The organism is Amphibacillus xylanus NBRC 15112, from assembly GCF_000307165.1.
GTDB classification, from domain to species: domain Bacteria; phylum Bacillota; class Bacilli; order Bacillales; family Amphibacillaceae; genus Amphibacillus; species Amphibacillus xylanus.
The window spans coordinates 1,078,402-1,103,575 of record NC_018704.1; the positions used below are offsets into that span (position 1 = coordinate 1,078,402).

The following is a 25,174-nucleotide window of genomic DNA, read 5'->3' on the forward strand; positions in this document are numbered from 1 at the left end:
ATTTCACTGTAGTGGGGGAATTTGGCCGTGGAAAATGAACGTAAAACATTCTATTTGGTTCGTGGGGATTTTCTACCAGAAGCGATGCGTAAGACTTTAGATGTTAAAGAACAATTGGAACGTGGAAAAGCTAAGTCGGTTTACGAGGCGGTAAAAAAAGCAGACCTGTCTCGTAGTGCATTTTATAAATATCGCGATGCAGTTTTTCCACTTCAATCAATCCAGCATACACAAATTATGACGTTGTTTTTTCATTTAGCTGATCAATCAGGCACGTTATCACGATTATTAGATATCGTGGCAAAAGCTGGTGGGAATATTTTAACGATTCATCAGACGATTCCGATACATGGCAAGGCTAATGTGACCTTGTCTTTAGATGTAGAACACTTAACTATTGATCTAGATCAATTAATTATTCAACTGAAGGAAGAAGAATATGTCGAACGAGTCGATATTTTAAGTTCGGGTATGTAGAGAATTGGATAGGGGGAGATCCGGATGCCATATGCCGTTGGTTATTTAGGTCCAAAGGGGACATTCACACAAAAAGCAGTCGATGCTTTATTTCCTGATCAAGATGCGGTTAGCTATCAAACGATACCCGCATGCATTGATGCAGTTAAGCATGGTCATGTAAAATATAGTGTTGTACCATTAGAAAACACACTTGAAGGCACTGTTAATTTAACGCTAGATTATTTAATCATTGAAAAGAGCTTAAAAATTGCCAGTGAACTAGTCGTGCCTGTTGAACAACATTTTATGGTTCATCCAAAGCATAAAGATCGTTGGCAAGAGATGAAATTTGTTTATTCACATCCACATGCACTTGCTCAATGTCACCAGTTCTTAAATAATGACATGCGACATGCGACTGCTGAAACCTTTGCTTCCACTGGAGCTGCGGCTAAATATGTGAGCGAAAATCCAGATTTAGAAATCGCCGCAATTGCAAATGATCAGGCGGCGAAAGAATATAATTTATCGATTGTTAAAGCAAATATTCATGATTTTGCTAATAATGAAACGCGATTTATTGTTCTTAGTAAAAACGGTAGCGAGATAAGCATGGATGGATTAGTGTTAAAAGGTTATAAAACCAAAGTGATGATTTCGTTACCAACTGACCATGCAGGAGCTCTTCATCAAGTGTTATCTGCATTTGCCTGGCGACGAATCAACTTGTCAAAAATCGAATCGCGCCCAATGAAGACAGGGCTTGGACGCTATTATTTCATTATTGACATCGATCAAAAAATGGATGATATTTTAATTCCAAATACAATTGCAGAGATAGAAGCGATTGGCTGTCATGTAGAGCTACTTGGGAGCTATCCTTACTATTCAATCTCAAAATAACTTAAAAAAACACTGTGTGAATGATCAAGTCACACAGTGTTTTTATTCTTTAACGATAAAACCTTTTTGCTTTAATGCTTGGTAAGCTGCATCAAGCTTTGCTTCAGATTCAGCCTCTAGCGTATGAAGGTGGATGCCGTCTGTTAATTCAGATAGATAAGAGGCATTTTTGTCATGGATATCTTTAATAAATTGCTTCACATCATGACGATCACTTACCATAACTTGCGCTCTAAGTTCACCGTAAAATGGATGCTCGACGATGACATCTTTTACTGTTACCCCTTGATCAACAATACAATCTAATTCTTCTTTCGTTTGCTCTGGTCGGTGTTTAACGACAACGACCCGTTCGTACTTTTCAATATCATTTATGTCTTTCAATAATAAATAGCCACGACTAGTTGATATGATTGTAGTGTTTTTTGCTTTTAACAAAGAAATATCTTGAACAATAACTTGGCGACTTACGCCTGCTCGCTCTGCAAGCTCACTTCCTGTTAACGGTTCTTCACTATTACTCAACCACTCTATAATAGCTTCACGTCGTTCTTTTCCAATTAGTTTTTCTTTTTTACTCATTAAAGCCACTCCTATTAATAATCAATAAAAATCCCTGTATTGAGTTATTGCTTATTATTTTCTCATATTTTGTCTTAAATGACTACCTTTAGTGATCTAAAGAAAAGAAGAAAGAGATTTTTTTCAAAAAACAATCAACATTTCTAGGTGATTGCATATGTTGATAAGGACTAATACTGTTATTTGCCTATTTTGTAGCTAAAAAAAATACTACAGATTTAGGCTTTATCAGTTAAATTATAGGGTTATTTTATTGTGTGACTAGCGGCCAAATGGTCATTAGTACACTTCAATATAGAAAGGAGTCAACCAAGTGAAAATTCATATTGTTCAAAAAGGAGATACGCTTTGGAAGTTAGCAAAGCAGTATAATGTTGATTTTGAAGCGTTAAAAGCAGCGAATACTCATCTCGCCAATCCAGATATGATTATGCCAGGAATGAAAATAAGAATCCCAACTGCAAAAAAACAAGTAGTTCAGTCTAAAACGGGCACTGCTCCTAAAGAAAAAGTCATGACACCATTCAAACATGTACCACAAAAAGCACAACCAGTAATTAAAGAAGATGACAAAAAACCTAAGCAAAAAGTTGAAAAGAAAATCCCATTACCAAAATTACCACCAGTATCAATTCAAATGCCTAAATTACCTAACATTTATGCTAATCAATACAATATTGATGTTGATTTTGATATTGATGATCACGATACAACAATAAAAGCAGAGCAAACAACACATCATCATCATCCAGTTCAACCTCAGCCAGTGGAGCAAGAACCAATCAAAGAACAGCCTGTAGAACAACCAGTTGAACAACCTGCTTATTGGCCACAACCAAATATGATGTGGATCCCATGCTTACCATGTCAAATGATGCCGTGTCCACCAAAACCTTGTTTCCCTAATGGTATGAACTTGTGCGATGTGTATCAAGATCCAAATATGCTATATGCAAATTATGCTTATCAAAATGCTCAATGGCAAGTTGCGCAAGCAAACCAAATGTATGGCAATAATCCAAATACACAATGGGGCGAATTAGATGTAAACGATCATGATGATGACGATAATGATAACAATAATGACGATTTTGACATGAATAATAATTATTATAATATGCAGTACCCAACACAATGGCCAATGCAACAAATGGGATATCAGCAAAATCCATACTATTACCCGGGGAATGGATATCAAGGATATGTAAATTATGCCACGTATGCACCAAGAACTAATCCATATGGAGATAACGAAGAAGAATAATTAATCATTTAAATGAGTAGCACAAATATGTGTTACTCATTTTCTTATGCTAAAAAATTTTAAGAAGATTGCATTAATAATGCAATTAAGTAATAATAATATGTGAAAAACATTTCTATTTATATCAAAGGAGTTTTCACCATGGAGCGCAAAGTAGACTATTTAGTAAATTGGTTACGTGAACAAGTGGAACAAGCAAAAGTAAAGGGACTTGTCGTTGGATTAAGTGGTGGACTTGATTCTGCTTTAGTAGCAAACTTAATTAAGCGTGCTGTTCCTGAACAATCACTAGCCGTGATCATGCCTTGTGAAAGCCAACAAGAGGATCTTGATCATGCAGAAGCGGTTGTTAGTCAAACGAATATTAACAGTTTAACGATTGACTTAACGGATAGTTATCAAAATCTCTATCAAACGATTAATCACCAAATCAAAACAAATGCAACATTTAATGAACAATTTGATCAGCTGGCGCGTGCGAATTTAAAAGCTCGTTTGAGAATGGCGACATTGTATACAATTGCGACAAATCATCAATATTTAGTTGTCGGTACTGATAACGCAGCTGAGTGGTATACGGGATACTTTACTAAGTATGGCGATGGTGGTGTCGATATTAATCCACTTGTACATCTAACCAAAGGTGAAGTAAAAGAAATGGCTGAATACTTGGGTGTACCAGAGGCTATTACACAAAAGCAACCAAGTGCAGGGCTTTGGGAAGGGCAAACTGACGAATCTGAAATGGGTACAACATATTTATACATTGACCGCTATTTAAAAGGTGAGCAGATTCCGGATCATGATCGAGAAATTATTGAGCGCATGCACAAACGTTCAGAACATAAACGTAAAATTGCTGCAACTCCTGATAAGTTTGAGTAATTTACGTAATATATGAATCGACGTCTAGATGATTTTTTTAAGATATTCTTTACATTGACAGAATCAAGTATTGACTTAATGTGATAAAATATAAGCATAGTTTATTTATTTTTTTATGTGAAAGGGGTTTTATTAATGGCTGGACATTCCAAGTGGAAAAACATTCAAAGAAGAAAAAATGCTCAGGATGCCAAGCGTGGAAAAATATTTATGAAAGCAGCGAAAGATATTTATATTGCTGCTAAAGAAGGTGGAGCAGATCCTGAGACGAATCCAGCTTTGCGTTTAGCAATCGATAAAGCAAAGGCACAAAACATGCCGAATGAAAATATAGAGCGTAATATTAAAAAGGCTACAGGAACACTTGATGGTGTAAGTTATGAAGAAGTGATTTATGAAGGTTATGGCCCTGGTGGATCAGCTGTCATGGTAGAATTATTAACAGATAATAAGAACCGTTCTGCAGCTGAAGTTCGTCACGCTTTCTCAAAGAGTGGTGGAAACCTAGGAGAGAATGGCTGTGTGTCATTCCTGTTTAATCGAAAAGGTTACTTAGTTATTGAACGCTCAAAAACGGATGCTGATGAAGATACAGTTATGTTAGCAGCAATTGAAGCTGGTGCAGAAGAAATGGAAACAACAGATGAAGTATATGAAATTTATACTGAGCCTGAGAACTTTAAAGAAGTTCGTGATGCTTTAGCTAATGAAGGTTTTGAGTTTGATACTGCAGAACTGACATTAATTCCGACGACGTATACTCAATTAAGTGAAGATGACCAAGCTAAGATGGAGCGACTCATCGAACGATTAGAAGATTTAGATGATGTTCAAGATGTTCATCATAACGCTGAGTAGAGTTAAAGATTATAAATATAAACGATAAATTAGAGTCAGAGCAAAGATAAGGGATAATAATATCAATTATTTTTGCTCTGTTTCTATTTATTTGGTGTAAAATATTTTTTTTTGTCTATCCTATAAAGTAAATACACACTTTATATGAGGTGGATAAATTGAAATATTTAATTGGTTTAAATATTTTCTTAGTTTTAGCGATTCTCATTTATAATGGTCAATTTAATCAAGAGAGCACAGAATCTGATGAAAATGATGTAATTTTAGTAAGTAATCTTGAAACTGAAACGTCACCGTATCCTAATGATTTGGCGACTATTGAAATAGTATTGCAATCACAATATTTAGACGGTCGTATGGATACAAAGACATATACTGAAACAATTACAGCGATGGAAGATTTCTGGTACGCTTATGAAAGTTACCAGTTGATTGATCAAAGAGTAGGACAAATGGTTTTTAGAGAATATATAGATGATATTTCTCCTTACTTAAAAGAAGTGGGTTACTTCGGTTTAGCCGATAACCAATTGGTTATTTATGAAGGAGAGCCACAATATAATCAAAATATTGAAACTGTTTTTGATTTAGATATTAATATGTTATCAGAAGCAGAGCAAAAGCAATTGGAAAAAGGGATAAAAATTGATTCGAAAAGTACCTATCAAGAAGTTATTGATGTGTTTCGACATCAAATACCTAGTAAACAAGTTCACGGTGAGCCTGAATAATCAGGCTCTTTTTTCTGTTTTTAAGGTGTTTTCTAGGCGAACATACGATTGTGTGGTAAAATAGTTTTTAAACAGGTATAGTAAAACGTTAGGAGCGGATTTAGTGTGATTGCTTATGTTAAGGGGAAACTAGTTGAGGTAACAGAAGGGGTTGTCATTGTTGATGTTAATGGCATTGGCTATGAGATTGTTTGTGCAAATCCCTTTTATTTTCAAGATAAAATAAATCAAGATGTTAAAATAAATACATATCATCATGTTCGTGAAGATGCGCAGATTTTATATGGTTTTAGAAATCAAGATGAAAAAACATTATTTAGTCGTCTCATTACAGTGTCAGGGATTGGGCCTAAGAGTGGTTTATCAATTGTAGGCCATATCTCGGTTGATGATTTTGTCATTGCAATTGAAAATGAAGATGAAAAGTTTTTAACGCAATTTCCTGGTGTCGGTAAAAAGACTGCTCGTCAAATGATTTTAGATTTAAAAGGCAAGTTACCATTTGAAATTAGACAAGGATCTGACCAGATGATGAACTCACTAGTTAGTATGAATGATTCAGTCAATCAACAAACAATAGATGAAGCGATAGAGGCATTAAAGGCTTTAGGATATAGTGAACGTGAGTTAAAATCGATTACGCCACAATTAAAACAATCAGGTAAAGTCAATGCAGATGAACTGATTAAATTAGGCTTAGCATTATTAATCAAATCGTAATTGAGGTGAGAATTGTGGAAGAAAGAATGGTTACTGGCGAGCAATTTGAAGATGAAGAAGAAATTGAATTTAGTTTAAGACCGCAATGGTTAGCGCAATATATTGGACAAACGACAGCTAAAGAAAATTTAGCCATTTTTATCGAAGCGGCAAAATTAAGGAACGAGCCGCTTGATCATGTGTTGTTATATGGACCTCCTGGTTTAGGGAAAACAACGATGGCGTCGATAATTGCCAATGAAATGAATGTCCAATTTCGAACGACTTCTGGACCAGCAATTGAGCGAGCAGGTGATTTAGCGGCAATCTTATCGTCGCTTGAAGTTGGAGATGTGTTATTTATTGATGAAATTCATCGTTTACCACGTGCAGTTGAGGAGATCCTATACCCAGCGATGGAGGATTTCTGTTTAGATATTGTGATTGGTCAGGGCCCGTCAGCTAGATCTGTCAGGCTTGATTTACCACCGTTTACTTTAATTGGAGCAACGACTAGAGCAGGGCTATTAACTGCTCCTTTGAGAGATCGCTTTGGGGTATTAAGCCGCTTAGAATATTATGAAATTGATGATTTACGTGAAATTGTAGAGCGTACAGCGATGATTTTTGATATGCCAATTAATAAAGAAGCCGCACTTGAAATAGCAAGGCGCTCACGTGGTACACCACGGATTGCCAATCGTTTGTTTAAACGAGTACGTGATATTTCTCAAGTGAAGGGTGAGACGTCGATTTCATTAGAAACTACTCAACATGCACTACGCATGCTACAAGTTGATAAGATTGGCTTAGATCATATCGATCATAAGCTGTTAATTGCGATCATTGATGCATTTCAAGGTGGACCAGTAGGCTTAGATACTTTATCTGCGACAATAGGTGAAGAGCCACAAACAATTGAAGATGTTTACGAACCATTTTTACTACAAAATGGTTTTATACAGAGAACACCTCGTGGACGCATCGCCACTGAAAAAACATATCAACATTTTAATCGTCCATTACCGAATCAAATGGATTAATTTAGTTATAGGAGATAATTATGAACATAGAAGAGTTTGATTTTGACCTACCAGAACATTTAATAGCTCAAACACCATTAAAAGATCGTACAGCATCTAAATTAATGGTATTAAATCGGAATGATAAAAGTCTCGAACATCGCCATTTTAGTGATATACTTGATTATCTTAAACCTGGCGATTGCCTAGTTTTGAATAATACTAAGGTTCTTCCGGCAAGACTATATGGTGTAAAAGAAGATACAGGTGCTAAAGTAGAAGTGCTATTATTACACCAAAAAGAGAATGATCATTGGGAAGTTTTAGTGAAGCCAGCGAAAAAAGTAAAGCTTGGTACAAAGCTAAGCTTTGGTGAGGGAAGACTAACAGCAACTTGTACAGAAATCCTCGAGCATGGGGGGCGAATTGTTCGTTTTGATTACGATGGTATTTTCTTAGAGGTTTTAACTGAGTTAGGTGAAATGCCATTACCACCGTATATTAAAGAGCAATTGGCTGATCAGGATCGTTACCAAACGGTGTACGCAAAAGCTGAAGGTTCAGCTGCAGCACCGACGGCTGGATTACATTTTACCAATGATTTACTTGAAGAAATTAAAGCAAAAGGAATTGAAATAGCTTTTGTTACATTGCATGTTGGATTAGGGACATTTCGACCAGTAAGTGTTGATCGGATTGAAGAGCACGATATGCATAGTGAGTATTATCACCTATCAAGTAAAGAAGCTGAAAAAATTAATCGCGTGAAAAGTCAAGATGGTCGAATTATCGCAGTTGGGACGACATCAACCCGGACCCTTGAAGCGATAGCTAGTGAGAATAATGGAGAAATTGTTCCGACAAGCGGATGGACTTCGATCTTCATTTATCCGCCATATCAATTTAAGGCGGTTGATGCGATGATTACCAATTTCCATTTACCAAAGTCCACATTGATCATGTTAATCAGTGCTTTAGCAGGTCGGGAGTTTATTCTCGATGCTTATCATGAAGCGATTAAGCAAGAATATCGATTCTTTAGCTTTGGCGATGCAATGTTAATTGTTTAATATTTTAACAAGAAAGTAGTGAGAGAATGACAGCAATTAGATATGAATTAATTAAAACATGTAAACAAACAGGTGCACGTCTTGGTCGTGTTCACACACCACACGGTTCATTTGAGACACCTATATTCATGCCAGTTGGTACGCTTGCAACTGTTAAAACGATGAGTCCTGAGGAATTAAAAGAAATAAATGCGCAAATTATTTTATCTAACACATACCACTTATGGCTTAGACCTGGTGAAGATATTATTAAAGAAGCGGGTGGATTACACCAATTCATGAATTGGGATCGTCCAATTTTAACTGACTCTGGTGGTTTTCAAGTATTCAGTCTAAGTGATTTACGCAAAATTGAAGAAGAAGGGGTTCATTTTAGAAACCACATTAGTGGAGAGAAGCTATTCTTAACACCAGAAAAAGCAACTCAAATTCAAAATGCCCTTGGTTCTGATATTATGATGGCGTTTGATGAATGTCCACCTTATCCAGCAGAACATAAGTATATGAAAAACTCTGTTGAACGAACAAGTCGTTGGGCTGAGCGTTGTTTAGAAGCACACGAACGTCCTGAAGACCAAGGCTTATTCGGTATTATTCAAGGAGGAGAATATAAAGATTTACGTAAACAGAGTGCACAAGATCTGACATCACTTGATTTCCCAGGTTATGCAATTGGGGGACTATCAGTAGGTGAACCAAAAGATATAATGAATGATATTCTCGAATTTACGACACCACTATTACCAAGTGATAAACCACGTTACTTAATGGGGGTTGGATCGGCAGATTCACTAATTGATGGGGCGATTCGTGGTATTGATATGTTTGACTGTGTCCTACCTACTCGTGTTGCACGAAATGGTACATTGATGACATCACAAGGCCGTTTAGTTGTCAGAAATGCTAAGTTTGCCCGTGATTTTTCACCATTGGATCCAAATTGTGATTGCTACACATGTAAAAATTATAGTCGCGCATATATTCGTCACTTGATAAAAACAGATGAAATTTTCGGATTACGACTTACTACTTATCATAATCTTTATTTTCTGTTAAACTTAATGGAGCAAGTACGTGAAGCAATAAAAGCAGATCGACTTGGTGATTTCAGGGAAGAATTCTTTGAAAGTTATGGGTTTAATAAACCTAACGCAAAAAATTTCTAAAGGAAGGCAGGTGAAATATAAATGGAAAACTTAATTCTTTTAAATGCAGGAGCTGAACAGGCGCCATCAATCTTCAGTTTATTACTACCATTTATCATAATGGCAGTTGTATTTTACTTCTTATTGATCCGCCCACAGCAAAAACGTCAAAAAGCAGTAAATCAAATGCAAGCAGATTTGAAGAAAGGCGATAAAATTGTTACAATTGGTGGCCTTCATGGTGTGATTCATGCATTAGATGAAGCAACAATTCAAATCGACGTAGGTGGTGGTCGTAAGCTTACATATGACCGATCAGCTATTAAAAATGTTGTTGAAGTAGAAGAAACAACAGCAGAATAATTAACAAGGTAGTTAGCAAATTGATGCTAACTACTTTTTTTATGCGGATTATTCAAAACTTTATAACTCACATAAGAGAAAAAATAATACTCGAATTTCATTTTTAAAATAAAAATGAGTAATTGTGAACAATTTTCGAACTTCATAATAGTTATATTTACTATCGTGATGAAACAAAGTAATATTAAACGGAATATGCATTCAATTAAAAATATGAGAGGGGAAGTATAATGGAACAACTTATCCAACAAGTTGAAAGTTTACAATTGTTAAATCATTTTATATTAACATTATTGATACTAATACCTATGATTTTAATTGCTAGAACAGTTGTTGCAGGCACTCGATATTCGCCAATTTTGATCATTGTTATTTTTGGCTTATTAATGGGCTTTATTTTAGTCGTAAGTGGTGTTGCAACTCCTGGATTAAAAGAATTTCCAGTCTTAGAACTAGTATCACAAACAACAAATATAGCCTTAATTGTGACATTCTTTGTCGGAGGTCAGGAGATTAGAAAAATATTTGGAAATAAATCTTTTGAAACAGAAGAACTACTCATACATAATGAAGAAGAAACTGTTTTAGGGACAACTAGAACTCAATTAGTTCTGACGGTACGTTCATTCTTACTGTTAATTGGTATTGAAGCAACGGCTCGCTTACTCTTAGGTTTAAACCAAAGTAGTCTAAGTAGTTACTATCCAATTTTAGCTTATTTAGGATTGGTTGGAGCAATTATTTTAATTGATAATAAGGCTAAAATCATTAATAAACCGTTGTATATTCGTAAAGGTGTACTTGAGATCATTGTCATTGTAGGAATTTTAATTGCCTCATATCATTTATCACAATTTATTAGAGATTTGGTATCATTACCATCGATATTCTTTGCAATGGTTATTTCTACAGCATTAGGTGCAGTTTTTTACAAGTATGTATTTGGTCCAACGATCAAAGCACTATTATTCGCAGGTATCCCTGCTGTACTAGCTGGTACATTTACAGTCGGTGGTTCAAGAATTATTGAAGTATTTGAAATGGAAGGTACGGCCGCAGTTTTAGGTTATGGATTCTTTGGCCAAATCTTCTGGATGTTCGGGGGAATGGCGCTGTTAATTTACTTTGGTAAAACAAACGCTGTTCGTAACTTAGCACCAGGAATGGCAGGCGCATTATCTCACACTGGTTTAACTGGTGCGTGTACAGCTGGTGACTTAGGTGATCGTGCTGCTAATCGTGCACCAATGCTTGTTAATATTCCTTTTGCTATGCATATCTTTGTATTCTCAATTCTTGGTATAAGTATGAATCGTGGTTCATTACTAATTATACCGTCGATCATTATGTTGTTAATCGGTGTCGTCTTAGTGATACTTGGACTACGAAATATTAAACAAACTAACTCAGACGATCGTGCCGAAATGAAATCATTGCTTCAGTTTGGTTTTGGATGGCAAATTATTGCGATTTTCGGTGGTTTATTACTATTAAGTTTAAGCTCAATGGGTCTTGAGTTTAGTGTAATGGCTAAAGCATCCGCTATTTCGCATTTTGGTTTATTTGCGGGAGTTCAAGAGGGAATGTTCGGAGCTGAAGCGGCTGGCTTAATTACATTTACGTTCTCAATGACGTTCCTCGTTCACCCATTTGTTTTCTATATGTTTGGTAAGGCAATGGATAATGATGAACAAATGCCTAAATTACCTGTATTAATCTTGTCGATTATTGGTTTATTAGGAATATTTGCATCACTATTCTTAATTTAAAGTTTATTAAAAGAGGATGGGGCTATTAATACCCATCCTCTTATTTAATTTGATCCTCTATCACCTGCAATGTTAACACCAAAAATTGCCCCTATCATTGTAACAATTAGAAAACCTAAGTGTGTAAGCCATTGAATCATTGAGAAATGTTCACCGTATCCTAAGTACGAAAATAAATAAATAACAAAACTATAACTTACACTTAACATTAGTCCAATGATCCAACCTTTTTGTTTAGCTTTAATTCCGCTCACTAATCCGCTAATAAACATAATTAAACAACTTAAAATCATCGCTAGTTGATTTAATAAAGGGTTGGTTAGTGAAGTAAAACGTAAAAAAATAGCGAGTATCATACTTGTTATAACCAGTAAAATAATAATAGATAACCAGCCATACATGACGGCAGTTAAACTTTTTTTCACAATATCTCCTCCCCGGATCTTGTCCACCTCTCTACCACTACTATATGAGTGATCCAGTTAAAATAGACTGTCTATCCACTTCAACCTAAATAATTTTATTTAATTAGGGGAAGTTAATTGTTACGATAGGTAAGATAAAAGTAGGTGCTCATTTATGTGGTTGATTATTAGTCGGACTTTTATAATCTATTTCTTTGTTGTATTTTTCTTTCGTCTAATGGGAAAGAGAGAGATTGGTGAGCTAAGTTTACTTGATATTGTCATTTCAATTATGATGGCGGAACTCGCGATTATTGTAATAGGCGATACATCAAAGCACTTATTTGCTTCAATTGTTCCGATGTTAGTTCTAGTAGTGATCCAGCGTGTAACTGCATATATTTCATTAAAAAGTAAAAAATTTCGCGATTGGTTTGAGGGTAAACCATCCATTATCATTTTAAACGGGAGAATTGATAAAAAAGAGATGCAAAACCATCGGTATAACTTTGATGATTTAATCTTGCAACTTCATGAAAAAGGAGTGAAGTGTGTGCAAGACGTGGAGTATGCAATATTAGAACCTTCAGGAAAACTGTCTGTATTTCCAAAAGAGAAACCAGAATCAACCGGATTTGTCCATCTTTTGATTGCAGACGGTGAAATCATGGAGGACTCATTAAAAATGATTGATAAAACGAAGGAATGGTTAAAAGCTGAATTGAGTAAACAAGGTTTTGATCAGATTGAACAAATTCTTTACTGTACGCTTGATGGTGCGAACCGTTGGTATATTGATCTAGACACAAGTAAACGCTAATCATAAGGATTAGCGTTTTTTAAATAAAGGTTTTAATTCTTCAAAGGTAATGATTTTTAATCCAAATACAAAAATAAGATAAATCATACATAATAGAGCGATTATTAGAGATAAACTTGAAAAATTCACTTGGTAGTTTGGCAATAAACTCATTAGTCCTTTGCCAGAAAAATATGTTAGGCAAACTAGACATAGCATTTTTATCATATTTACTAAACCAAAATCATAACCAATCAACTTTTTTAAGCTGCCATAATGCAATAATGTTGTTAATATCGCAGTTACAGCTAATGCTAACGCAGTTCCAAAAATTCCGAATGCAACTTGTGACGTAAACAGCACTAAAATAACATATTTAATAATTGTGGAGATTAATGTATTCCACATCGCTACTTTAGCATAGTCAAGTGCTTGTAAAGCTGAGTTCAATGGGAATTGTAAATAGACAAATAAATAAAATGGTGCTAGGAATTTTATTAAATGACTTGCTTGACTACTACCGTACATTAGCTCGAGAATTGGTTCGGAAAATAACAGTAGAATGACAGTTGCAATTGCTCCTGATGCGAATGAGATCCGAATGGCTTGGTTAATCCGGTAATGAACAGTTACATGAGCACTTCTTGCATCTGCTTCACTAATATTAGGAATTAATGCGATCGCTAGAGCGTGTGTAATAAAAGTAGGAAAGAATAGTAACGGCATAGCGAATCCAGTTAACAGTCCATATTGTTTTGTAATAAAGGTTGTACTAAAACCAGCAAAGGCAAGACTTTGAGCCACTAAAATTGGTTCTAAAAAACTCGATAATGCACTAATTAAACGACTCCCTGTACTTGGGATTGCAATTGAAAATAATGATCGAATCGTTTTCTGCCCACTCTTTAATGAGATTAAAAATTGATTTCTTAAATTTTTTGCTCGCTTAAATTTAAAATAACTTAATAAATAGAGGAATGAAATTAATTCACCGACAATCCCCGAAATCATGGCGCCAACTACTGCAAATTCAATACCATAAGGAATTAAGAGGTTAACGAAAAAAGAGATAGTCACAGTACGCACGATTTGTTCAATCACTTGTGCGTAGCTTTGAGGCTTCATATTTTGTAAGCCTTGAAAATAGCCTCGTAGTACTGAGGTCAAACCGGTAATTGGGATCATCGGTGTCATCGCCATTAACGGGTAAACTGTTCTTGTATCAGTTAATAAATACTTAGCGATATATGGTGCTGTGAAAAGAATAAGTGCAACAAAAAATAAACTCAAAAGACTAGTTATAATAAGTGATGTGATTAAGATGCTTTTTACTTGTTTTTGATTATTTTTTACATTTGCTTCTGCTACTCGTTTTGCAATAGCTGTCGGTAATCCTATTTGAGATAACGTAAAAACGAGAAATAAGGTTGGTATCGCCATATTGTATAAACCAATACCTTCTTCTCCCATTAATCTCACCATAAGGATTCGATTAAAGAAGCCAATAACACGTGTGACTAGGCCCGCGCCAATTAAAATGACTGTTCCTTTTAAAAAAGATTGCTTCGACATAATTCTAAAATCCTACCTTCTCAAAGTTATAAAATTCATATACAATGAATTATATGCACGGTAGCTGTACAAGCATGACAAGTTCGTTAATTTATCTTAGAGGAGGGCATAAGATGATTGAAAAACATGTTGAGGATTGGAAACCGCTAATACATAGGGTAATTGAAAGTAAAGCAGCCGAATTTCGACTATTAGGATATGGTGACGTCACAACTGAAGCTGTTTGGAATTGTTTATTAAAAAAGGTCTGGCGGAAAGAAAAAGTAATGAAACTTCATCAAGTCGTCGAAGATGTTTTTCATTTAAGTGGCCATCACTATATGTCATACATAACAATGGAAACGTATCAATCAGATGATTTAATGGCTTCAATTGCTGCAGTTACGAATATGGAATAAATTATTTAGCAGTAAACCAATACAAATTAGTGCCAATGACTTTAGTATTTTTGGTTTATTTAGGAGGAAAAAGCGATGGTTAAGAAAAATCGTCTGATTAGTTTTGCTATTATCGTTATTACATTAGCAGTAGTGATCGGCATAACAATGTTTGATGCGGCAGCTGATTTAAAACTAGGACTAGATTTACAAGGTGGCGTCGAGATACTCTACGAGGTTGAGCCGATTAATGATGGGGAAGAATCAGATGAAAATCAAGAGATAAATCTCTCTGTGTTAGAAGCAACGGTACAATCATTACGCCAGCGTGTAGATGTATTAGGTGTGAATGAACCGAATTTTACAATTGAAGAACCTAACCGAATTCGGGTTCAATTGGCTGGGATAGATAATGAAGAAGAAGCCCGTGAATTATTAGCTACATCAGCAAGATTGTCATTTCGTGATGTTGAAGGTAAAGAGTATTTAGATGGATCAGATTTAGTTGAAGGTGGAGCACGACAAGATTTTGACCCAACGACTAATCAAGCGATTGTCTCTTTACAGTTAAAAGATGGTAATAAGTTTGGGGCAGTGACTAGAACAATTTTAGAGGATCCTAATTTACCAAATATATTAGTGATCTGGCTTGATTATGAAGAAGGCGATGATTTTTATGTAGAAGCAGAGAAAGCTAACCCGAAATTTATCTCTGCACCAATGATTCGCAATGTTCTTAATGAAACCAATGTGCAAATTGACGGTGGATTTACCGTCCAATCTGCGCAACAGTTAGCTGATATTTTAAATGCAGGTTCGTTACCGGTTAACTTAGTTGAAGAATATTCTCGTTCTGTTAGTGCACAATTTGGAATTGATGCTCTAAATGAAACTGTGTTTGCTGGTGCAATTGGTATATTATTAATATTTATCTTTATGATTGTTGTTTATCGATTACCAGGTTTTATTTCAGTGATTACTTTAAGTCTGTATGTTTATTTGGTGATATTGGTATTTGGTTGGATGAATGGTGTCTTAACACTTCCTGGAATTGCTGCTCTAATATTAGGGGTAGGAATGGCTGTTGATGCGAATATTATTACCTATGAAAGAATGAAGGAAGAACTTATTCTTGGTAAAAGCATGGTCACAGCGTTTGAATCGGCTAACAAAAACTCACTATCGTCGATTATTGATGCAAACCTGACAACGCTGATCGCTGCAGGAGTACTATTTGCATTCGGTACAAGTTCTGTTAAAGGTTTTGCAACATTACTGATTGTCAGTATTGTCTTAAGTCTCTTTACTTCAGTTTATGTCTCACGATTCTTATTAGACTTATTGGTTAAGAGTCGCGTAGTAAATGATCGTTATTCTTGGTTCGGATTAAGGAAATCTGCAATTAGAGATATTAGTGATACTTCAGAGGTAGAACCAAAACTATTTGGTAAAACATTTGATATCGCTGGTCATTGGAAGAAGTATTTATTAATTGGATTAAGTTTAGTTGTATTGGGATTGGGATCATTCTTAATTATGGGACTAAACTTAAGTGTTGATTTTACATCAGGAACTAGAATTGATATTACTAGTGATGAGTTTTTAACTGAAGAAGTGATAAGTGAAGAATTTAGCCAATTAGAATTGGAATACCATTCACTATCATATTCAGGAAATGATAACGAAATCGCAGTTATTCGTTTCAGTGAGCCACTTGATCAGGAAACAGTGGCAGAAGTAAGAGAACATTTTGATTCAGGTTATGACGCTGAGATAAATGCTAGTACAGTCTCACCAGTTGTAGGTCGAGAACTTGTTCGAAATGCACTAATGTCACTTATGATCGCATCAATATTTATAATCATTTATATCGCGATTCGCTTTGAATTTTATTCAGCTGTAGTTGCTGTTTCGGCATTAGTTTTTGACGTTGTTATAATGATTTTAGTTTTTAGTATATTTCAAATTGAATTTGATGAAACGATCATTGCAGCTATTTTAACAATAATCGGTTACTCGATAAATGCAACAATTGTTAACTTTGACCGAATCAGGGAAAATATGAAGGCTGAGAAGAGAATACGCTCATATGAACAGTTAAGAAATGTTGTTAATAAAAGCTTAAGTCAAACATTCTTTAGAAGCCTAAATACTAGCTTAACAATTATTTTCACAGTAGTTAGTATTTTGTTCTTAGGTGCAAGTGCAATTACTAACTTCACAATTGCATTACTTGTTGGATTAATTGCGGGTATGTTCTCTTCAATGCTAATCGTAGGTCCAATTTGGGCAGCGTGGCGTGGTAAGTCAATTAAGGAAAAACCAATCGTATTCGAGGAGAAAAAACGAATGACTGGACCTCAAGTTTAATTTTGTTTAAACATGACGATTTGGTGGAATAGATATCTATATCAGATTTTAATTTGATTTAATTGATAAAATTGTAAGAGGTGTGCAGTATGAAAAGCCAGGTTTACATTATTTCAGCTCTTGTTTTTGCTTTACTTATTGCCGTTTTTGCGGTGATTAACGTTGAACCTGTATCAGTAAATTATTTATTTGTCACAACTGATTCACCACTCATTATCGTTATTTTAAGTTCAGCATTATTCGGCAGTTTAATGACTGGAGGATTTAGTATTTATCACTTGATTAAGTTACGCAAGCATATGAGATTATTAGAAAAAGAAAATAGAAATTTAAAGACGAATCAAGTATTTCAATCACATATTGAAGCTGATGAAATCGATGAGATTGAATTGATTGAGGAATAACCTTAAAGGATGGAATTTATAAGATCATTGAACCCCTCGACTTACTTTAGTATAATAGGTAGGTCAGGGGTGAATTTATGTTAGCGAGTCAAATGAAGTGGAATTTTACATATATGGAAGATGATCGCAAGGATCAAGTTGATTCTGAGGTTAATATAGTAAAACAATTGTTAAAGAACCGTGGAATTACTGGAACAAAAGAAACGAACCAGTTTTTAAATCCCCAATTAACTGATCTACATCAACCGCATTTGTTAAATGGTCTAGTAGAAAGTAAACAACGAATCGAACTAGCAATTGATGAAGGTGAAAGTATTTTAGTCTTTGGTGATTATGATGCTGACGGTGTAACAGCAACAACGATATTAGTAGAAACATTAAATGAGCTTGGCGCAATGTGTGACTACTATATTCCTAATCGTTTTACAGAAGGCTATGGTCCTAATCCAGAAGCATTTAGACAAGCCAAAAATCAAGGGTTTAGTTTAGTTATTACAGTTGATACTGGAATTGCTGCGTTCGAAGCGGCTGATACTGCAAAAGAAATTGGATTAGATCTTATTATTACAGACCACCATGAAATTCAAGAAGAATTACCTACTGCGTATGCTATTATTCACCCAAAGCTATCTGAAAACTATCCTTTCAAAGATTTAGCTGGTGTAGGCGTCGCGTTTAAATTAGCGGAGTATCTGTTAGGTTATTTTCCAACTCAATTTCTTGATTTGGTTGCCATTGGAACAATAGCCGATCTTGTTCCTTTACTTAGTGAGAACCGAATTTTAACAAAGTATGGTTTGGATTCCTTAACAAACACAGATCGTCCTGGTTTGCGAGCCTTAAAAGAAGTGGCTTCAATAAAAGGTGAAGTAGACGAGCAAGATATTGGCTTCGGTATTGGACCACGATTAAATGCAGCCGGTCGATTGGAAACGGCCTATCCTGCTGTTCAATTATTACTTACCCGTGACCCAGAAGAAGCACAAGCTTTGGCTACGGAGATTAATTTAATTAACCAAGAACGCCAAGAAATAGTAAGTGAAATTGTTGATGAAGCAATAGAAATGGTAAATCAAACGCAAGATATTAATCATTCTGTAATTATTGTTGCTAAGGAAGGCTGGAATGAAGGCGTTCTAGGTATAGTAGCATCGAGATTGGTTCGGATCTATCAACGACCAGCTATTTGTTTAGCGCTAAAACCTGAAGATCAGATTGCAAAGGGTTCTGGTCGTAGTATTGCTGCATTTGATCTATTTGATAGTGGGATGAAAATACAAGATCAATTTATACGGTTTGGTGGTCATGCTCAAGCGATTGGATTAACAATTGAACTGGATAAAGTTGATGAATTACGCACACTATTAAATAATGATGCGGCCAATCAGTTAGCACCAGAAGATTTTAAAGAGCAATTGAATATAGAGCTAAGTCTTGATATTGATCAATTAACGTTAAGTACTGTAAATGAGATTAATCAATTAGCTCCTTTTGGAATGGGGAACCCTAGGCCTTATTTCTACTTGAAAGGCCATCCGCAAGAACTGAAACAAATAGGTGCGAAAAACAATCACTTAAAATTTACATTGGCGCAAGACGATCAAAAATTATCAGCAATTGCTTTTGGTTACGGTGACTACTCTTCACGCATTTCACCACATGATCAATTAGAAGTTGTTGGTGAATTACAAATCAATGAGTGGAATGGCACGCGTTCATTACAATTGCTCGTCAAAGATTTTCAGGTTCAAGGCTATCAGCTTTTTGATTATCGAGGCTCTAAATTTTGGCATAATCAAATTCAACATTTATTTGACCAAGAATATCTGTGTCTCCAGTTTCAAAATCATCCGATTGAATCTGAATTAGAAATAACTCAGTTTGATCAATTAGATCAGAATCAAATTCCTGAGGTAACAGATTTAGTTTTACTTGATTTACCAAAAGATTTAAAGCAATTATCACAATTATTATCAAAAATCAAACCAAAAAATCTGTATGCATGCTATAATTTAGCAGGGCAGAAAGATTGGACTGCTTTTCCAACGCGAGATGATTTTAAATGGTTTTACGGTTTCTTAATAAAACGTAAAGCGTATAATCATAAATTGGAACAGAAACAAGTGGCTGGCCATACTGGTTGGCGAGTAGAAAAGATTGAATTTATCATAAATGTGTTTTATGAACTAAAGTTTGTTAAAATAGATAATGAAGTTGTTTCATTAAATGATTCGGTAGAAAAACGTCAGTTAACTGATTCAACATATTATCAACAAGGATTAAAACAAAAAGAATTACAGGAAGTACTCTATTATTCAAACTATCAACAATTGAAGTCATGGTTCATAAGTCAAGTTGAAGATAGAGTCAAGGAGGAAGAAGTTAATGGATTATAAACAATTTATTACATTGGTCGAAGACTGGCCAAAAGAAGGCGTTCAATTTAAAGACATTACTACGTTAATGGATAATGGTGTAGCTTATAAATCAGCTGTAGATGAAATCGTCCAATATGCTAAAGATAGACAAGTTGACATTATTGTCGGCCCAGAAGCTAGAGGATTTATCGTAGGTTGTCCAGTTGCATATGCATTGGAAATTGGTTTTGCGCCTGTTCGTAAAGAAGGTAAATTACCACGTGAAGTCATTAAGGTAGATTATGGTTTAGAGTACGGTAAAGATGTGTTAACCATTCATAAAGATGCAATCAAACCAGGACAACGTGTTTTAATCACAGATGACTTGTTAGCTACTGGTGGAACGATTGAAGCAACAATCAAGCTTGTAGAAGAACTAGGCGGGGTTGTAGTTGGTTGTGCATTTTTAATTGAATTATCATATCTAAATGGACGAGATAAGCTTGAAGGTTATGATGTTTTAACATTAATGGAATACAATTAAGAGACATTTTGGCGTACCTTGAATAGGTGCGCTTTCCTTTTATATTAGTTATAGTTGCTCTTATCATTTATTTAATCTAATATATTATTAATTAATATAATCTTGAAATGTTTTTCTAAATTGAGCTAAAATATAAAGAACTCATACTTTTTATAAGAATAATATGTAAAACAATCGTAAATTGATTGTCTGATTTTTTAAATAATGCAACTTATTAATACAAGAATTAGGGTGATTTAAAAATGTCAAGAGAAAAGATATTGACACTGGAGGATGTTATCGAGATTGCATCATATCTCTCGGACGACGATATTAAACTGATACGTCGTGCTTTTGAGTATGCATATAAAGCTCATGAAAATCAATATAGACGTTCTGGTGAACCGTATATTATTCACCCTGTTCAAGTTGCAAGCATTTTAGCTAAGTTAGGCTTAGATGCTGAAACAATTGCAGGTGGTTTTTTACATGATGTTGTTGAAGATACAGATAAGACATTAAAAGATATTGAAGAAGCATTTAATGAAGAGATTGCAATGCTTGTTGACGGTGTCACGAAGTTAGGGAAAATTCAGTATAAGTCACAAGAAGCACAGCAAGCTGAAAATCACCGAAAAATGTTTATTGCAATGTCTAAAGATATACGGGTCATTTTGATTAAGTTAGCAGATCGTGTTCATAACATGCGCACGCTTAAATATTTACCACCAGAAAAACAGAGAAGGATTGCAAATGAGACGTTAGAAATATTTGCACCACTTGCTCATCGTTTAGGTATCTCCGCAATCAAATGGGAATTAGAAGATGTTGCTTTAAGGTATTTAAATCCACAGCAGTATTATCGGATTGTTAACCTGATGAAACAAAAACGTGAAGAACGTGAGAATTATATTGAAGAGGTTATGATTGAAGTTCAAAAGCAACTAGAACAAGTTAATATAAGAGCTGAATTCTCAGGAAGACCAAAACACATTTATAGTATTTATCGAAAAATGATGTTACAAAATAAACAATTTGATGAAATTTATGATTTATTAGCAGTAAGAATTATTGTTAATAGTATTAAAGACTGTTACGCAGTGCTTGGTATTATTCATACGTGTTGGAAACCAATGCCTGGCCGTTTTAAAGATTATATTGCGATGCCGAAACCTAACCTGTATCAATCACTTCATACAACCGTAATTGGACCAAAAGGTGCACCTTTAGAAGTTCAAATTCGAACGAAAGAAATGCACGAAATTGCTGAATACGGAATTGCAGCTCACTGGGCGTATAAAGAAGGTAAATCTGTTAAGCCAGGTAAAGGCAATCCAGAAGAAAAGCTTGCTTGGTTTAGAGAAATCCTTGAATCGCAAAGTGAAACGAATGATGCAGAAGAATTTATGGAGTCACTTAAAGTTGAATTATTCGCTGATATGGTCTATGTGTTTACGCCTAAGGGAGATGTTATTGAATTACCTAAAGGCTCAATTCCAATTGACTTCGCTTACAAAATTCACACTGAAATTGGTAATCATACGATTGGAACCCGAGTAAATGGAAAGATGGAGCCGTTAGATTATCAATTGAAAAATGGTGATATCGTTGAGGTATTAACATCGCAACATTCATATGGTCCATCTCGAGATTGGCTGAATATGACACAAACTTCTCAAGCGCGCAATAAAATTAAGCAATTTTTCAAGAAGCAACAACGAGAAGAAAATGTGATTAAGGGTAAAGAACTAATTGAAAAAGAATTACGAAATTTAGGCTATGACTTGAAAGAAGTTTTAAAAGAGGAAAATCTACAACGCGTAGCTGATCGATTTAACTTTATTAGTATCGATGATATGTGGGCAGCTGTTGGCTATCAAGGTATTACAGCCTCTCAAATTGCCACTCGGTTAACAGATAAATTACGAGAGCAAAAGAAAGATTTAAGCTCAACGTTAGATCAAGTTCAGAAAAAGCCTCTATCAAAGCCACACCGTAGGAAAGAAACAGGTGTAGTTGTAGAAGGCGTCGATAATTTACTTGTTCGCTTAGCTAAGTGCTGTAACCCTGTACCTGGTGATGAAATAATCGGCTACATTACTAAGGGACGTGGTGTGTCAGTTCACAGAAAAAACTGTCCAAATTTAAATGATGATGACATTAAAGATCGATTACTACAAGTTACTTGGGAAGCTGGTAATAGTGAGACAAAGCAATACCAGGTAGACTTAGAGATTTCAGCTTACGATAGACGTGGATTGTTAAATGATATTTTACAAACTGTTAATGAATTAGGTGCTAATATTGTTGGTGTTAATGGTAAAACAGATCGAAACAAGATCGCGATGATACACTTATCAATCCTGATTAACAATATTAATCACTTGAAAAAAGCAGTTGATCAAATTAAGCAAATTAAAGATGTGTATACTGTTAAACGTGTTGTTCAATAAAAGGAGATTTATAAGATGCGAGCTGTTATTCAAAAAGTAAGTCAAGCAAGTGTAAAAGTAGAGAATAAGATCGTTGGGCAAATTGATCATGGGTTTGTCGTATTGTTAGGTGTCACGCATAATGACACTGAAGAAGATGCTGAGTATTTAGCTAAGAAAATTTGCCATTTGCGAATTTTTGAAGACGAAGCAGAGAAGATGAATCTATCCTTGTTAGATGTTCAAGGATCAGTTCTTTCTATCTCGCAATTCACGCTATATAGTGATACGAGAAAGGGCCGCCGTCCAAGCTTTACAGATGCTGCTAGACCTGAACAGGCTAATCAATTATATGAATATTTCAATCAACAGATTGAATCGTATGGTGTTAAATTAGAAACAGGAGAATTCGGTGCAATGATGGATGTGTCGTTGATAAATCAAGGTCCTGTAACAATTATTATTGATAGTGAACAACGTTAAATGTAGATAGGTATGATTAAGTCATGCCTATCTTTTTTAATTTGCGAAAGTTTATTGATATGAACTTTACAAAAAGTTAACAGATACTTAATAATGAATTTATACTCCAACGCTATAATAAATACAATAGAAGTATTGAGACTTTAAATAATATGAGTACTTCTTCTAAAGAGAGTGTATATGTATTCATATAGTTATAAAAGGGAGTGGAGTCATGCGATATAGTACAGCAATGACAAGTCGTACTGATAGACAAGTAACAAAGCCAAAGGTATATGAAACAATTGATTTAAATTTATGGTACCATGAAACTAAAGCATTAAAAAATGTAAACTTACCAATTTATGAAAAAGAAGTGACTGCAATAATTGGACCTTCTGGTTGTGGGAAATCAACATTATTAAAAACTCTAAACAGGATGGTTGAACTCGTTCCATCTGTTCGTATTTCAGGTAAAGTAGAGTATCGTGGACGTTCAATCTTAGGTAAGGACTTTCAAGTTGAACAATTGCGAACTAAAGTAGGAATGGTTTTCCAAAAACCAACACCTTTTCCTAAGTCAATCTATGACAACGTCGCTTACGGTCCGAAAATCCACGGATTAAAAGATAAGAAACAGCTGGATGAAATTGTTGAACGTAGTTTAAAAGGTGCAGCAATCTGGGATGAAGTAAAAGATCGCTTAAAAGACTCTGCGCTTGGGCTTTCAGGAGGACAACAACAACGACTTTGTATTGCGCGTGCATTAGCCATTGAACCAGATGTAATCTTAATGGATGAGCCAACATCTGCGTTAGATCCTAAATCAACTATTAAAGTTGAGGAATTAATTAACGAATTAAAAGAAAACTATTCAATTGTAATTGTTACTCATAATATGCAACAAGCAGCACGAATTTCGGACCGTACAGCATTTATGTTGAATGGTGAATTAATTGAGTATGATGAAACTAATACATTATTTTCTACACCAAGTGATCAAAGAACTGAAGATTATATTACCGGTCGATTCGGTTAATTAGGAGGAAAATAAAATGGCAATTAGACGACAGTTTGATCTTGAACTAGAAACTTTACAACAAAAGATTGTTGAAATGGCAAAAGCGGCACGTAACCAGCTTGAAAGAGCGGTAAAATCTATTTATGAATCAGATTTAGAACTAGCTAAAGATGTTATTGAAGCAGATGCTGAAATTGACCAGTTAGATTTGGATATTAACGATTCAGCCATTTTATTAATAGCAAAACAACAACCAGTAGCTTCTGATTTAAGAAAGTTAATCGTAGCCATTCGAATTGCTACAGATTTGGAGAGAATGGCAGACAATGCTAGAAACATTGCCCGTTCTACATTAGCTCTAGGTGAAAATCATGATATTGAAATTGATTTAGCATTAAAAGATATGTGCGAAGTAGCATATGAAATGTTAGACTTGGCAATTAAAGGTTACAAAGAAGAAGACTATAAATTAGCGAAGCAATTATCTGAATTAGATGATTCGATAGACGATATGTTTGATCAAGTTTTAGAACGAATGTTAGATTTTTCAGCAAACAACCCGCAAAAAGTTCAACACGTTATGCATATCGCCTATACAGCTCGTTACATCGAGCGCTTTGGTGATCACTTAACAAATATTGCTGAAAGTATTCTATATTTGGTTAAAGGTGAAATATTAGATCTCAATGAATGAGCACTATAA

25 protein-coding genes are annotated in these 25,174 nt (G+C 34.9%); 22 read left to right on the forward strand and 3 right to left on the reverse strand.

Annotated elements, in window-relative coordinates; translation table 11 throughout:
- Positions 1 to 27 precede the first annotated feature (27 nt).
- Together AXY_RS05315 and pheA are read left to right on the forward strand one after the other, a co-directional pair.
- Positions 28 to 477 (forward strand): ACT domain-containing protein, encoded by a 450-nt coding sequence (locus tag AXY_RS05315; RefSeq protein ID WP_015009765.1) that lies wholly within the window; start codon positions 28 to 30, stop codon positions 475 to 477.
- Between the two features lie 24 nt (positions 478 to 501).
- Complete coding sequence (pheA, locus tag AXY_RS05320; protein ID WP_015009766.1) at positions 502 to 1,362, forward strand: prephenate dehydratase; 861 nt, start codon at positions 502 to 504, stop codon at positions 1,360 to 1,362.
- A 42-nt stretch (positions 1,363 to 1,404) separates the two neighbouring features.
- Here the strand turns inward: pheA and AXY_RS05325 are convergent, their stop codons facing one another.
- Positions 1,405 to 1,944, reverse strand: coding sequence for a transcription repressor NadR (locus AXY_RS05325; protein WP_015009767.1), 540 nt, complete (start codon positions 1,942 to 1,944; stop codon positions 1,405 to 1,407).
- Positions 1,945 to 2,257: 313 nt separating this feature from the next.
- Between AXY_RS05325 and safA the strand changes: the two genes are divergently transcribed.
- The 10 genes from safA (at position 2,258) to AXY_RS05375 (ending at position 11,750) form a co-directional block, all read left to right on the forward strand.
- On the forward strand, positions 2,258 to 3,208 hold the full coding sequence (gene safA, locus AXY_RS12265) for a SafA/ExsA family spore coat assembly protein (RefSeq protein ID WP_015009768.1): 951 nt from the start codon (positions 2,258 to 2,260) through the stop codon (positions 3,206 to 3,208).
- 141 nt (positions 3,209 to 3,349) lie between these two features.
- On the forward strand, positions 3,350 to 4,093 hold the full coding sequence (nadE, locus tag AXY_RS05335) for an NAD(+) synthase (RefSeq protein WP_015009769.1): 744 nt from the start codon (positions 3,350 to 3,352) through the stop codon (positions 4,091 to 4,093).
- A 135-nt stretch (positions 4,094 to 4,228) separates the two neighbouring features.
- Entirely contained in the window at positions 4,229 to 4,951 is a 723-nt protein-coding gene (locus AXY_RS05340; protein WP_015009770.1) for a YebC/PmpR family DNA-binding transcriptional regulator, read from the forward strand.
- A 149-nt stretch (positions 4,952 to 5,100) separates the two neighbouring features.
- Complete coding sequence (locus AXY_RS05345; RefSeq protein WP_231841382.1) at positions 5,101 to 5,682, forward strand: intercompartmental signaling factor BofC; 582 nt, start codon at positions 5,101 to 5,103, stop codon at positions 5,680 to 5,682.
- 105 nt (positions 5,683 to 5,787) lie between these two features.
- Positions 5,788 to 6,402, forward strand: coding sequence for a Holliday junction branch migration protein RuvA (ruvA, locus tag AXY_RS05350; protein ID WP_015009772.1), 615 nt, complete (start codon positions 5,788 to 5,790; stop codon positions 6,400 to 6,402).
- 26 nt (positions 6,403 to 6,428) lie between these two features.
- Positions 6,429 to 7,424: a Holliday junction branch migration DNA helicase RuvB gene (gene ruvB, locus AXY_RS05355; protein ID WP_407919035.1), complete on the forward strand. Its 996-nt coding sequence runs from the start codon at positions 6,429 to 6,431 to the stop codon at positions 7,422 to 7,424.
- A gap of 20 nt (positions 7,425 to 7,444) precedes the next feature.
- Entirely contained in the window at positions 7,445 to 8,473 is a 1,029-nt protein-coding gene (gene queA / locus AXY_RS05360) for a tRNA preQ1(34) S-adenosylmethionine ribosyltransferase-isomerase QueA (protein WP_015009774.1), read from the forward strand.
- A 26-nt stretch (positions 8,474 to 8,499) separates the two neighbouring features.
- Positions 8,500 to 9,639, forward strand: coding sequence for a tRNA guanosine(34) transglycosylase Tgt (gene tgt / locus AXY_RS05365; protein WP_015009775.1), 1,140 nt, complete (start codon positions 8,500 to 8,502; stop codon positions 9,637 to 9,639).
- A gap of 21 nt (positions 9,640 to 9,660) precedes the next feature.
- Positions 9,661 to 9,981, forward strand: coding sequence for a preprotein translocase subunit YajC (gene yajC / locus AXY_RS05370; RefSeq protein ID WP_015009776.1), 321 nt, complete (start codon positions 9,661 to 9,663; stop codon positions 9,979 to 9,981).
- A gap of 230 nt (positions 9,982 to 10,211) precedes the next feature.
- On the forward strand, positions 10,212 to 11,750 hold the full coding sequence (locus tag AXY_RS05375) for a hypothetical protein (protein ID WP_015009777.1): 1,539 nt from the start codon (positions 10,212 to 10,214) through the stop codon (positions 11,748 to 11,750).
- A gap of 44 nt (positions 11,751 to 11,794) precedes the next feature.
- On the opposite strand, the gene AXY_RS05380 is transcribed toward AXY_RS05375, so the two are convergent.
- Positions 11,795 to 12,175, reverse strand: a complete 381-nt coding sequence (locus AXY_RS05380; RefSeq protein ID WP_015009778.1) for a TIGR04086 family membrane protein — start codon at positions 12,173 to 12,175, stop codon at positions 11,795 to 11,797.
- A gap of 217 nt (positions 12,176 to 12,392) precedes the next feature.
- Here AXY_RS05380 and AXY_RS05385 point away from each other — a divergent pair, with 217 nt between their 5' ends.
- On the forward strand, positions 12,393 to 12,974 hold the full coding sequence (locus tag AXY_RS05385; protein ID WP_231841384.1) for a DUF421 domain-containing protein: 582 nt from the start codon (positions 12,393 to 12,395) through the stop codon (positions 12,972 to 12,974).
- A gap of 9 nt (positions 12,975 to 12,983) precedes the next feature.
- On the opposite strand, the gene spoVB is transcribed toward AXY_RS05385, so the two are convergent.
- A complete protein-coding gene (gene spoVB / locus AXY_RS05390) occupies positions 12,984 to 14,525 on the reverse strand; it encodes a stage V sporulation protein B (protein WP_015009780.1) in 1,542 nt (513 codons plus the stop codon).
- Between the two features lie 113 nt (positions 14,526 to 14,638).
- Between spoVB and AXY_RS05395 the strand changes: the two genes are divergently transcribed.
- From AXY_RS05395 to phoU, 9 genes are all read left to right on the forward strand, one after another.
- Positions 14,639 to 14,923 carry a post-transcriptional regulator gene (locus AXY_RS05395; RefSeq protein ID WP_015009781.1) on the forward strand — a complete coding sequence of 95 codons (285 nt, stop codon included), beginning with the start codon at positions 14,639 to 14,641 and terminating at the stop codon, positions 14,921 to 14,923.
- A 75-nt stretch (positions 14,924 to 14,998) separates the two neighbouring features.
- Complete coding sequence (gene secD / locus AXY_RS05400; RefSeq protein ID WP_015009782.1) at positions 14,999 to 17,272, forward strand: protein translocase subunit SecD; 2,274 nt, start codon at positions 14,999 to 15,001, stop codon at positions 17,270 to 17,272.
- Positions 17,273 to 17,361: 89 nt separating this feature from the next.
- Positions 17,362 to 17,676: a LapA family protein gene (locus AXY_RS05405; protein WP_015009783.1), complete on the forward strand. Its 315-nt coding sequence runs from the start codon at positions 17,362 to 17,364 to the stop codon at positions 17,674 to 17,676.
- Positions 17,677 to 17,753: 77 nt separating this feature from the next.
- A complete protein-coding gene (gene recJ / locus AXY_RS05410; RefSeq protein ID WP_015009784.1) occupies positions 17,754 to 20,072 on the forward strand; it encodes a single-stranded-DNA-specific exonuclease RecJ in 2,319 nt (772 codons plus the stop codon).
- The gene (locus AXY_RS05415) at positions 20,062 to 20,577 is read left to right on the forward strand and encodes an adenine phosphoribosyltransferase (RefSeq protein ID WP_015009785.1); all 516 of its coding nucleotides are present in this window, start codon (positions 20,062 to 20,064) and stop codon (positions 20,575 to 20,577) included. The genes recJ and AXY_RS05415 overlap by 11 nt, the downstream gene beginning before the upstream one ends.
- Before the next feature lie 242 nt (positions 20,578 to 20,819).
- Positions 20,820 to 23,009: a RelA/SpoT family protein gene (locus AXY_RS05420; RefSeq protein WP_015009786.1), complete on the forward strand. Its 2,190-nt coding sequence runs from the start codon at positions 20,820 to 20,822 to the stop codon at positions 23,007 to 23,009.
- A gap of 15 nt (positions 23,010 to 23,024) precedes the next feature.
- The gene (gene dtd, locus AXY_RS05425) at positions 23,025 to 23,471 is read left to right on the forward strand and encodes a D-aminoacyl-tRNA deacylase (RefSeq protein ID WP_015009787.1); all 447 of its coding nucleotides are present in this window, start codon (positions 23,025 to 23,027) and stop codon (positions 23,469 to 23,471) included.
- A gap of 214 nt (positions 23,472 to 23,685) precedes the next feature.
- On the forward strand, positions 23,686 to 24,489 hold the full coding sequence (gene pstB / locus AXY_RS05430; RefSeq protein WP_015009788.1) for a phosphate ABC transporter ATP-binding protein PstB: 804 nt from the start codon (positions 23,686 to 23,688) through the stop codon (positions 24,487 to 24,489).
- Positions 24,490 to 24,505: 16 nt separating this feature from the next.
- Positions 24,506 to 25,165 carry a phosphate signaling complex protein PhoU gene (gene phoU / locus AXY_RS05435; protein ID WP_015009789.1) on the forward strand — a complete coding sequence of 220 codons (660 nt, stop codon included), beginning with the start codon at positions 24,506 to 24,508 and terminating at the stop codon, positions 25,163 to 25,165.
- Positions 25,166 to 25,174 lie beyond the last annotated feature (9 nt).